Consider the following 11517-nt stretch of genomic DNA (forward strand, 5'->3'; position numbering starts at 1 on the left):
GCAACAAATGACCGATCCTACACGTTTCGAGGCGGTGATTGCCAAGGCCGAAGAGCTTGGAAACCGCTTCTCCCTGACTGCGCGCCACTACGATGAAACCGGCGAATTCCCTTTCGCCAATTTCGACGCGCTCCATGAGGCAGGCCTGCTTGGCCTGGTGACGGCGCCCGAACACGGCGGTCTCGGAGGCGGATTGACGGAGGCGCTCGCCGTCGTCTCGGCAATCGCCCGCGGCGAGCCCTCGACCGCCCTCGTTCTTTCAATGCACTATAACCAGCACTACTCGGTGCGCACGTCAGGCAAATGGCCGCCGCACCTTGTCGAGCGTGTTACCAGGGCCAATCGCGAAGGTGTCGCGCTGATCAATGCCGCGCAAGTGGAGCCGCGCGTCGGTTCCCCATCGCATGGGTCGTTGCCGCAAACCATTGCGCGGCGCGTTGGCGACCAGTGGCGCATCACCGGCCACAAGACGTATGCGACAGGCATCCCGCTCTTGCGCTGGGTGGCGGTGCTCGCCGTGACCGACGAGCCGGAGCCGCGACTGGGCTCGTTTCTCGTGCCGACGTCAGCCGATGGCATCCGCGTCGAAAAGACGTGGAACGCAACGGGCATGCGGGCAACCAACAGCGACGACCTGATCCTCGATGACGTCGCGATCCCGCTCGAAGATGTTCTCGACATCGCGCCTGCGAGCGAAGGCCTGAAACGCGATGAGCGCATGGGTGCCTGGTACTTCAGTCTCGTTCCAGCGATCTACGACGGCGCGGCGCGCGGCGCCCGCGACTGGCTGATCGAGTTCACCACCTCGCGGGCACCGGCGAGCCTCGGCGCACCGCTTTCGACCGTCCCCCGCATCCAAGACGGCCTTGGCGAGATCGAGGTGCTGCTGACCGTCAATCGCAGGCTCCTGCGCTCAATCGCCGAGGATTTCGACAGCGGACGCGCCTTCGGCGCCGACGCCGCGGCGGTCAAGCACACGGTCATCGCAAACGCGATCACTGTGACGACCCTTGCACTGGAACTCGGCGGCAACCCCGGCATCAGCCGCGACAATCCGCTGGAGCGTCACCATCGCGATGCGCTTTCCGGCAAGGCGCACGCTCCACAGAACAACCTCATCCGCACGATGCTCGCCAAAGCCGTGTTCAGCCGCCACGCCGAAGCACCTGCTGTTGCGCTTGAGCCGGTGCCGGTTCGGCCGCACCAGCAGCCCCGTCTTGCCGTCGTCGGCCGCAGCTAGGAGTTTTACGATGTCTTCCCCCGGTTCCGTCTGGTACACGCGCTGCCCCGCCCCGACCCCGCTGTCGATCGCCTATCAGCTCGGCTGGCTCGACAAAAAGTTTCTGAACGCCGGCGTTGCCGTGCGCTCGATCCGCGACAGCAAGGATCCGTCGGTCCGGCAGAGCCACTTTACTCATGCGCTGGATTACTCGTTCCGGCAGGGCGGCAACATTCCACCGATCTGGGCGCGATCCGGCGGTCGCGAGACACGCGTCGTCGGCATCACCACGACAGACGAGTTCCAGGCAATCATCGCGCTCCCAGGTTCCGGTATCGCTGTGGCGAAAGACTTAAAAGGGCGCCGCATCGGCGTGCCGCGCAAGCCCAATTCCGACGTCGTCGATTTCCAGCGGGCCACCGCATTGAAAGGCATCGTCTCGGCGCTTTCGCTCGGCGGGCTCGATCACCGAGATGTCGAACTCGTCTACCTCGACACCAACGAAGGCGATCTGATCGAACGCGGCAATGGTGCCTTCCTGGGCTTGAAGCGTCGATATCCCTATGGCGACGAACTTTTGGCCCTGGCCTCCGGCAAGATCGACGCCTTTTTCGTCAAAGGTGCCGAAGGCATCGTGCTCGCCAATCAGATCGGTGCAGTGGTGGTGGCAGAATTCGGCTTCCATCCGGATCCGACGATCCGCATCAACAATGGCACGCCGAGACCACTGACGGTCGACGCCCGCTTTCTTGACGAGCATTTCGATCTCGTCGTCGATCTCGTAGCGACGGTTGCGGGCGTCGGCGACTGGGCGACTTCCAACCCCGATACCGCGGTTCGGTTCATCGCCAACGAGATCGGCGTTGGCGCGGATGCCGTCTGGGCAGCAAACGGCCGCGACGTCTATCGCCATCTGGCACTGAAGTTGGATCAGGACCAGATCGCCGCCTTCGACCACTTCAAGCGCTTCCTTCTCGATTGGAGCTTCATTCCTGCCGACTTCGACGTCTTCGGCTGGATCGACGGGCGGCCGCTGGAGGCCGCATTGCGGCGGTCAGCCGCATGAGCATTCGACCGAGCCTCGTGACCGGCGCCACAGGCAAGCTTGGGCGGCTGATCGTCGAACGACTGGTCGCGCTCGGGCAGCCGGTCCGCGTCTTCACCCGACGCCCTGAAACGGCCCGTAGCCTGTTCGGCGAGACCGTGCAGATCGCCACCGGCGACTTCGGTGACCGAGCCTCGCTCGAAGCGGCTGTTGGCGGCGTTGGACGCCTTCTCCTGCTGTCGCCTATCAGCACGAGGCTCGTCACCGATCAGATCGCCGCCGTGGATGCCGCGGTCGCCGCAAACACTAAGCGCATCGTCAAGATTTCGGGCTCCGACTGGACGATCGAACCGGCAGGCAATTCGATATCGGGTGCCGCACACGCGGCCGTGGAGCAACACCTCAACAGCCTTCCCGTCGAAACGGTTTCGCTTCGGCCCAATGCCTGGATGCAGGTCTCGCTGGCCAACACAATCACGCGGGCCATAACGAGCAGCCAGGTCATCGCACCCAACCTTAGTGCCGGCATTGGCTATATCGATGCGCGCGACATTGCCGACGTCGCCGTGCATCAGCTGCTTGCCGACCGTATCCGCGGTCGCACGCTCAACATTACTGGCCCGGACATCGTATCGTTCAAGCAGATCGCTGCCCTGTTAACGGCGGCGTTGGACCGGCCGGTTGCCGCACTCGAGAAGCCGCCCCAGGCCGCTTCTGGCGATGGTGACTTCGAGCATCGCGCCGTTGCGCAATTCGTAAGGTTGATCGCAGCCGACCGCGCCGCGGTGACGACCGACGTGGTGCCAACGCTTCTCGGCCGTTCGCCCCGTACCGTCGCCGACTTCATACTGGAACAGGTCGCCGCAGCGACGGCGATCCCGGAGTATCAGCCGTGAACATACCCTTTGTTGACGTCGCCATTATCGGTGGAGGTCCGGGTGGGCTCGCCCTGGCGCAGGGCCTGAAGAAGAACGGTATCGACACTGCCGTCTTCGAGCGCGACCCTATCCGGGCGGACTATGTACAGGGTTTTCGCATGCGCATTCGCCAGCGCGGCATCGATGCCCTCAGAGCCAACCTACCACCGCATCTCTATCAGGCGTTCCTCGACACGCTTGGGATTGCTCCGACCGAGAGCCTGATCCTCGACGAAAGGTTCAACCGGCTGGAGGACGCGGGCCAAACACCCCGTGAGCCCGAGGATACCCATATCGAGAAGTCGGTCAGCCGCATCACGCTGCGGCAGATCCTTTTGTCCGGGCTCGACCGCATCTTCCAAACTGGCAAGCGGTTCGAGCGATACGAAACGCTCGCGGACAACACTGTAGTCGCGCATTTTTCCGACGGCTCGGCCGTGCGTGCTAATTTGCTGGTCGGCGCCGACGGCGCCGGATCGGCGGTCCGCCGCCAGCTCCTGCCAGACCTCAGGAGCATCGACACGGGCGTCCGCCGGCTGGCCGGCAAGATCACGCTCGACGCAGCGGCGCGCCATAACATTTCGCCGCTGCTGACGGAATTCAACACGAATATCCGCCCGCGCGACGGTCGTGGCCTGATGATCACGAGCCATCGGGTCGATCCATCCGCCTACGCCCGTCACGATCTCATCGGCAGCGAAGATCCCGGCCATGCCGACATCTCCGGCTTCCACTTCAACAATTCCACCAGCTACACCTGGTGGAACACGGCCTACGACACGGATGAGCTCGGGCTGGACACTGTTCTCGAAACGCTCGATGGCGCCGCCCTGCTCGCAACGCTCCTTCGCCGTATCGGTCACTGGGACGAGCGGATCCTAAAGGTCATCCGCTACAGCGACCCATCGACGGTCGCTTTCCTCAGGGTCAAGAGTTCCACTCCTGGGGCCGTATGGCAAAGCGGTCCGGTGACACTGCTCGGCGACGCGATCCACGCGATGACCTATTTCCGCGCGCTTGGCGGCAACACCGCCCTCTATGATAGCGGATTGCTCGTTCGCGAGCTTGTCGCCGCACGGCGCCATGGCAAGCCACCGCTTGCCGCCGTGAACGACTACGAAAAGGCCATGCGCGAGCACGGCTACGAGGCCGTGCGTTCCTCCCTTTCAGCCATGCAACGCAATGTCGGCGCCAATCGGCCGCTGAAGTCCATACCTGCCCTCTAGCCTCAGGAAAAATGATCATGTCCATCGTCGTCTTCGGCGCTTCCGGAAACATCGGCAGCGACATCCGCAAGGAGGCCTTGTCGCGCGGGCACCGCGTGACAGCCGTGACGCATTCCTCAGAGCTGGAGCCTGCCGAACGCCTCACGGTGCTGAAGGCGGATATCGCCGATCCGGAGGAGGTGGCAGGAATCGTCGGCGGTCACGATGCGGATATCAGCGCCTACGGCCCCGGTCTGCGCAGCCATTCGGCGGAGAATGCCGCTGTTCTCATCGAGAAAGCCCAAGTTTCCCTGTTCGAAGGCGTCAAGCGCGCCGGCGTCCGCCGCATCATCATTGTCGGCGGGGTCGGTAGCCTGAAGGCAAGCCCCGGCGTCGACGTGGTCGACAGCGATTTTTACCCCGCGGATCACAAGGCCCACACACTGCGCAACCGGGAGATCCTGCGCAGCCTGAAGCGTGGAGACCATGACCTCGACTGGACCTATGTCTCCCCGCCTCTATCCATCAAGGCGGGCGAACGAACCGGCCGTTTCAGGCTCGGCGAAGATGCGCTTCTGCGTGACGAAGCAGGTGAGAACCGCATCTCCGAAGCCGATTTCGCCATCGCCATACTCGATGAACTCGAGAAGGGACAATCCATCCGCCGCCGCTTCACCGCGGCCTATTGAAGGACCTTCAATCGCATGCCCCGCAAGCTCAATCTGAATGTCGGAATCAACACTACCGGTTATCTGCCGGCAGCGTGGAAGTATCGAAGCGGCAACCGCCACGACATCTACGACCCCGGCTACTACAAGCGCCTGACAGAACTCGCCCATCGGGGTCTGTTCGACGCGGTGTTCTTTTCCGATCATCCCGCATTGATGACCGATCCGAATAGCCGTCCATTCCATACCATTGACCCGCTGATCCTCTGTACGGCGCTCGCAGCGCAGGTGCCCGATATCGGCTTCGTCGCAACGATGTCCTCCACCTACAACTCGCCGTACAACCTGGCCCGCCGGACCCAGTCGACGGACATCGTTTCGGGCGGGAGGCTGATCATCAATATCGTCTCGTCCTTCAACCCGAACGTGGCGGCTAACTTCGGCTCCGCACCGCTGCCTTCGCGCAGCGAGCGCTATGCGAAGGCCTCCGAATTTCTCGACGTGGCCAAGAAGCTCTGGGCGAGTTGGGACCCGTCTCGGGAAGGCCCAGTGCCCAACGAGCAGTTTTGGGATGCAGCAAGTGCTCATGCGATCGACCATGTAGGCGATCATTTCACGGTCAAGGGACCGCTGAATGTTCCCCGCGGCCCGCAAGGCCATCCGGTCGTTGCGCAGGCAGGCGCGTCCGAGGGCGGCATCGAACTCGCCGCCCGCCATGGCGAGATCATCTATTGCAACATCCTCTCCCGCCCAGCCGGCCAGGCCTTCGGCAAGAAGGTCAGGGATCGCGCTGCACGCCTCGGCCGCGACCCCAAGGGCATCCGGATCGTGCCCGGGGTGGTAGTGATCCTCGGCGAGACAAAAAAGGAAGCACTGCGTAAACACGAGCTCTTCAGCGGCGCAGGTTCGGAAGACGGTCTGATCGCGCGGTTCATAAAGGAGAACGGCATCGATCCGGATGGTTTCAATCCGGATGCAGTGCTCGACGCCGAACGCTTCATCCCGGATCCCAACCGTCTGCAGGCGGTCGGAATGGGGTTGGGGCTTTCCGATCTTCTGACGCATGAGAAATTGACGACAAGACAGGTGGTACGTCGCTCTGAGGGCCATCATCGGCTACTGCTCGGGACCGCAGAAGAGGTGGCTGATGCGCTCATTGATTTATGGGACGACGGCACCGTCGACGGCTACACGCTTCAGCCGCCACGAGCACCCGATGATATCGAGGAATTCGTGGACAAAGTAGTCCCGATCCTCCAGGACCGCGGAGTTTATCGCAGCCGCTACGAGGAGCGCACCGTCCGCGAACGCTACGGGTTGCCTTTTCCTGCACATTAAAGATCCGCGCACTTCGACCTCCCCAGTTTCGCTGACCATGGCGAGGGGCGCTCCGTTCCAGTCGACGCATTATGCGATCTTCGACGCGCGAGAAGGGAACTTCTCTTTGGATCGGGTAGATGCTTAAGGGCAGCTATATAGGGCTGCTCTCAACTTTTGCAGAGACGGTAGCCATCGGCTCAGCAATTGCTCATCATAGATTATGCGTGCGGGCAAGTGCCCATATTGGTCTTGATGGGATATAATACTTGCTAGCAGTCTTTGGCCGTTGGACGAATTGACCACGCGAGGACGGCCTGCCCGAACTGCAGGTTGAAACGTCGCAATCTGGCAAGACACTACCGGAATGCCGCCGTTGAGGAACGAAAAGGCGCTGGTTGGGCGTGGATGGCCACGTCGTGGTGAACCCATGGAACGACGCGACAAAGCACAGGAGAACCTTTCCCGGCTCGAAGAGGCCGCGCAACAGACTGCTGATCCAAAAACTATGCAACAGAAGGCGAAAAGGCCGGAGGAAAAATTTCGCTTCAGCCTCCGCAAGAAAGACGTCTGGTGGACGGTTGGCTTGGCTGCGGTTGCCTTGCTGCTTTTTGGCATCCAGATCCTGATCAGTTGGCGCTTAGATTGGCTCGACGCGCCCTTGCGCCTCCGCGTGATGAACTACGTCAAGGGTGGCCTTCTCATTTTTATTATGCTGACCATTGCGAATGTTATTGAAGTCTTTCTCATTGGCCGAATTCCCAATCGTGTCTCGCGTTTCAACCTGAAACGTATTTTTCGTTTGATCGTCGTGGTCGCCATCGCCTTCGTGACGATTTCGGTCTTGTTTGTAAACTGGTACGCCGCGTTCGTTTCGCTCGGCCTGATTTCTTTGATTCTTGGCTTTGCGCTGCAAATGCCGATCTCCAGTTTCATCGCGTGGATCTATATCCTCGCCAGGGCTCCTTATCGGGTTGGCGATCGAATTCGCATCGGCGATGCCCATGGCGATGTCATTGACGTCAGCTATCTCGATACGACGCTGTGGGAATTCGGCGGCGAGTACCTCTGGACCGATCATCCGAGCGGACGCATCATCAAGTTTCCGAACTCCACCGTCTTTGACACGCCGGTCTTCAACTATTCCTGGCCGCTGTTTCCCTACGTATGGAACGAAATCAAGTTCCAACTCGCCTATAACAGCGATCTCGAGTTCGTGGCGCAAACCATGAAAGAGGTCGTGGAAGAGCACGTCGGCGATATCATGAGCCAGAAAGTGAAGGTCTATAGGCACATCTTATCTAAAACGCCGGTGGACGAACTCGAAGTGAAGGAGCATCCCGTGGTTCATTTTCGCGTCAGCGAAAACACCTGGCTCGAGGCCATCGTGCGTTATCTCGTGCCGCCAAAGGAAGCGGGACGCACCAAAACACGCTTGATCACGGAAATGCTGGCGCGAATGAACGCAGAGCCCGATCGCGTGCTGTTTCCGAAGAGCAATTTGAGGTGAACTTCCTCGCGCCATGCCCGCAGCACTCCTTGCCTGCGTCGCGACAGGAGGCAAGCCATACCTGCAGCGTGTGTGCCTTCGACACGGCCTCCTTCCGCTCATTCGTCCACACGGTCTTCCGACAGCAATCGTATTCGTCGGTTGCCCATGCTGTTGACTAGACACGCCAAGCGCCGGAACGAGACGATCGAGATCGGCACGAGCAAACCCGAAGGCTGCGGAGGAAAACACTGCGGCTATCAAAGAAGTCATCAAGCGGTCTGATTCGGCCAATAGCTGGCGCTAAAAAGGAAGCTCAGCGACCGCTTCCACCCATTTGAGACGGTATGTGGCAGGCCGATGTACCGCCGCGATCGGGACAATGATGTCCTGCGAGTAGTGCTTTCGGATTTCCCTGAGCGCAGCGATCGTCAGTCCTCTCCACAAAGGAAGATCCTGAAAGTCCCCGCTCGCTGGCTTGGGTACAGTCGCCTTCACGAGGAAGCCGATCTTTTCAGGGTCGAAGTTCAGAAATACTGGCCGCCGTTCATGCAGCTTTTCGGCAAGGGTGGTCTTCCCAGCTCCAAACGGTCCGTTGATCCAAAATTTCAATGTGCATGGCCTCCGTGTCGCCCGCTAAGTTGACCGCTCGCGTTAGTGCGAGCGTACGTTTGTAGCCGTTCCAAAATGTTGCTCTAGGAAGGCAACACCGAAAAACACAATATCCTGCGAGCAATCCAGGACCTTGCACCAGCCTAGCGATGGATGGCGACCCGGAGGTTACTCCGTTTGTCGCTGGTCCGTGGGAGGACGCGATCCAGCATAAGCGCTTCGTTCGAGAGCATATTTCAAGGAACTATGGGGACGGGCTCGGATGCCGAAAAATCATCGCCAAAGACGATCCCGGCCGATTTCTCGGCTCCGTCATGCTGGTGCCCCACAACGAAGTCGGACCGGATGTCGAAATCGGCTGGCGCCTGAATAGGGCGGTGTGCGAAGGGGATTTGGAACCGAGGCGGCGGCCTGATGATCGCTTTCGCTTCCCGAACACCGAGCATCAAGCGGATCGTAGCGGATATCCATCCCGAAAACCTGCGATCTATACGCGTCGCAGAGAAGATTGGCCTTCACCACCTTTTCACCGCACATGAATCGACGCCGGTTTGAAACGCGTGCTTTCCGTCTTCAGACTACCCGCGCTGCAACAGAGTGGATCGAGTTGTTGCCGTAGCCCAGACGGTTCCACTCAGCGTGCTCGGGTTGGGTCCGGCCCGTCATGTCGGTGCGCGCGCCCGTACGGTGAGTGGCCCCGTCTCCTCAAGTTGCGTGATCAACTCCCACCATTGCCAGGCAGAGCGTCGTCGTTCGCCAACAAGCCGCGCTCCGCGCCAAGGGCTGCCGTTCAGGCTTACATCGACCCGTGAGATGTTACCGGCACCCGACCACGCGACCCCACGGATCGCAGTGTCGCCGCGCGGCAGATTCTCCCCCTCTTCAGGCGAAGATTTCGTCGCTCGTACGTTCATTCAGCTTCACCTGCGCGCGCTCATCGTGCCCGTTTCGCACCCAACGGTACCAGTATTTCTCCCCCTCATAGTATGCCTCGCAGGGTTGGTCGGTAACGACAATCTCGGTCAGCCACTTGACGGATGCTACCGCATACCAACCCGGCACGATCAGCCGCAATGGATAGCCATGAGGTGGTGAAAGCGGTTCGCCGTTCATCTCATAGGCAAGAAGCGCATCCAATACAGCTTACGGCTCGCACCGCCGGACAAGCAATCCGGCCATGCGCGACGCGCAGTTGACGGCAAATACCGTCGTCTAAGATCGTCCATGCATCGACACACCCTCTAGCATTGCTAGTGCTTGTAGTGGGCTTTGCGGCGGACGTTGTTTCCGTGTCCTTGCTTCATATTGCGGAACAATATTTCAATCGAAATGCCCTGGCCGGGAGACGGCCAGGGTTTCATTTATGCGCCTTCAGGTGCTGAGATTGAACTGCCCGACATCGTCGCCGAAAAGAAAATTGGGCTCCCGGGGCATCCTGCGCGAATGCAGGTGAACTTGTCGTGACAACAGAAGAGACGAGTATGGTGCCCGCCAGCGCGAAGGCCCTCCACCCCTGGGACCTGGCAATAGCCGCGGCGGTCGCACCTAATCTGCTCTCGGAAATAGGCTTCGTTACAATGCTCCTGGTTGAACTGGAGTGGCTGAACGAAGTTATGAAAGAACTGCACTATATATCGGCGGTAGGATGGTATCGCTCACCACAACTGCCAAGGCGAAATGCACGCGTCAGGCTGGACCGTGAAACAGCCGTCCAGCCCTGGGGGATCATTCGACGCTCCGGACAGCCGGCAGCCGATAGGAGCCATCCAGAACCGTCGTCTCAGGACCGTAGAAGCGCATGGTCAAATTGAAGTCGCCCTCGGGAGCGGGCAGCCAATTGGCAGTGTCTGCTGGTTTGTTCTTCTGAATGAGTATCGTCAGCGAGCCGTCAGCGTCCTTGTTCAACCCGTCCGTCGTGCTGCCAATGCTGTAACGCTTGAACTCGTTCTCGACGAACAGCATGTCGGAACCATACATCGCCATGTTCCAGAATACGGAGACAGGCGGAAGTTTTCCGGCATCAAAGTGCAGGACGTACCTCTTCGAGCCGTTGAGGGGCTCGCCCTTGTCGTCGACGCTGGTGTTGGGATAGATGACATGATCGGAAAGCTGGGCTCCGACCTCGTATTTGGCGAGCGCCGCGCGAAGGCCGGGATCGTATCCCGCCCTGCCGCCAGCGAAGGTGTATTTCCAGCCGTTGGTGATTTCCCCGGTCGCCGCCCATTTGCTGTCGACGATCTGCTCTCCCGTCTTGATCGCTCGTTCCAGACCTTTCTTTGTCGACTCGTCGAGCGATTTCCACTGAAAGCCTCCGCCGACGCTCAAACCGATCTGCTTGAACGATGAGACGAGGAAATCCTGCGAGTCGGCGGACGCGGGAAGACGTTTCGTCATCGCGTCGCCGAGCTCGTCGAAATACCTGATCCCCTCGGGGGCATCGCTTTCGAAAAGCCTCATCTGCGGACGTGGATCGGCCGCCTTGTGTGCTAGCCCGTCTCGCAGATAGGCGGATAGGGGCATAAGGTGGAAACCCTTCTGGGCCTCGACAGCATTTGGAAGGTCTGCTTCCCCGTTCGCCAGAATCCGGACGGCGGCCACGCCGATCTTGGTACGGCTCTTCACCTGGATCATGTCCCCCGGAACGTCCCCGCTGAAATCCGGTCCGGTGACAATGTAGACGCCGGGTTCCGCACCCTTGGTTCCGCCGATGTTTCTGACGATCTCGTCGAAGGAATCCCCGATCTGAACGATATACCAGCGCGGTTGCGAAAGAGAGGGAACGAAGATGACGACCGGCTCGACCGTGAGGTCGAGCGTTGCGTAGGCATCGATGGTCACGTTGTTGGGCGTGACGACGAACCTGTCTTTGGCAGTCTTCAACTCCGAATACTTGCGGAAATCATTGATGAAGGTTCCGCCGACCTCGACGCTCTTCGGAGTGCTTCTGCTGTAGTAGTACAGCGGGAAGCCCCAGAGATAGGCCTGCAGACCTACCGCGTATGCGATCTCCTCCCTGCTCTGGTCGGGTGACATTTTGACGGCTGC

At 60.2% G+C, this 11517-nt stretch carries 10 protein-coding genes and 1 pseudogene; 8 read left to right on the top strand and 3 right to left on the bottom strand.

Annotated features, from left to right (window positions below; all coding sequences use genetic code 11):
* Positions 1 to 7: 7 nt before the first annotated feature.
* The 7 genes from FB009_RS22070 (at position 8) to FB009_RS22100 (ending at position 7881) form a co-directional block, all read left to right on the top strand.
* Entirely contained in the window at positions 8 to 1240 is a 1233-nt protein-coding gene (locus tag FB009_RS22070; protein WP_011970494.1) for an acyl-CoA dehydrogenase family protein, read from the top strand.
* Between the two features lie 10 nt (positions 1241 to 1250).
* The gene (locus tag FB009_RS22075) at positions 1251 to 2285 is read left to right on the top strand and encodes an ABC transporter substrate-binding protein (RefSeq protein ID WP_011970493.1); all 1035 of its coding nucleotides are present in this window, start codon (positions 1251 to 1253) and stop codon (positions 2283 to 2285) included.
* A complete protein-coding gene (locus tag FB009_RS22080; protein WP_011970492.1) occupies positions 2282 to 3160 on the top strand; it encodes an NmrA family NAD(P)-binding protein in 879 nt (292 codons plus the stop codon). The genes FB009_RS22075 and FB009_RS22080 overlap by 4 nt, the downstream gene beginning before the upstream one ends.
* Complete coding sequence (locus tag FB009_RS22085; protein ID WP_011970491.1) at positions 3157 to 4407, top strand: FAD-dependent oxidoreductase; 1251 nt, start codon at positions 3157 to 3159, stop codon at positions 4405 to 4407. The genes FB009_RS22080 and FB009_RS22085 overlap by 4 nt, the downstream gene beginning before the upstream one ends.
* A 17-nt stretch (positions 4408 to 4424) precedes the next feature.
* Positions 4425 to 5075, top strand: a complete 651-nt coding sequence (locus FB009_RS22090; protein ID WP_011970490.1) for an NAD(P)-dependent oxidoreductase — start codon at positions 4425 to 4427, stop codon at positions 5073 to 5075.
* 15 nt (positions 5076 to 5090) lie between these two features.
* A complete protein-coding gene (locus FB009_RS22095; RefSeq protein ID WP_011970489.1) occupies positions 5091 to 6392 on the top strand; it encodes an NtaA/DmoA family FMN-dependent monooxygenase in 1302 nt (433 codons plus the stop codon).
* Positions 6393 to 6801: 409 nt separating this feature from the next.
* Entirely contained in the window at positions 6802 to 7881 is a 1080-nt protein-coding gene (locus FB009_RS22100; protein ID WP_011970488.1) for a mechanosensitive ion channel family protein, read from the top strand.
* Between the two features lie 282 nt (positions 7882 to 8163).
* Here the strand turns inward: FB009_RS22100 and FB009_RS22105 are convergent, their stop codons facing one another.
* Complete coding sequence (locus tag FB009_RS22105; RefSeq protein ID WP_011970487.1) at positions 8164 to 8472, bottom strand: DEAD/DEAH box helicase family protein; 309 nt, start codon at positions 8470 to 8472, stop codon at positions 8164 to 8166.
* A gap of 414 nt (positions 8473 to 8886) precedes the next feature.
* On the opposite strand from FB009_RS22105, the gene FB009_RS33950 reads away from it, so the two are divergent.
* Positions 8887 to 9027, top strand: a complete 141-nt coding sequence (locus tag FB009_RS33950; protein ID WP_127580755.1) for a GNAT family N-acetyltransferase — start codon at positions 8887 to 8889, stop codon at positions 9025 to 9027.
* An 18-nt stretch (positions 9028 to 9045) separates the two neighbouring features.
* Here the strand turns inward: FB009_RS33950 and FB009_RS33765 are convergent.
* Positions 9046 to 9606, bottom strand: a pseudogene (locus tag FB009_RS33765) (molybdopterin-dependent oxidoreductase); the annotation flags it as partial.
* Positions 9607 to 10197: 591 nt separating this feature from the next.
* The gene (locus tag FB009_RS22130) at positions 10198 to 11505 is read right to left on the bottom strand and encodes a DUF1254 domain-containing protein (RefSeq protein ID WP_011970485.1); all 1308 of its coding nucleotides are present in this window, start codon (positions 11503 to 11505) and stop codon (positions 10198 to 10200) included.
* Positions 11506 to 11517: the final 12 nt, after the last annotated feature.

The organism is Sinorhizobium medicae (assembly GCF_007827695.1).
GTDB classification, from domain to species: Bacteria; Pseudomonadota; Alphaproteobacteria; order Rhizobiales; family Rhizobiaceae; genus Sinorhizobium; species Sinorhizobium medicae.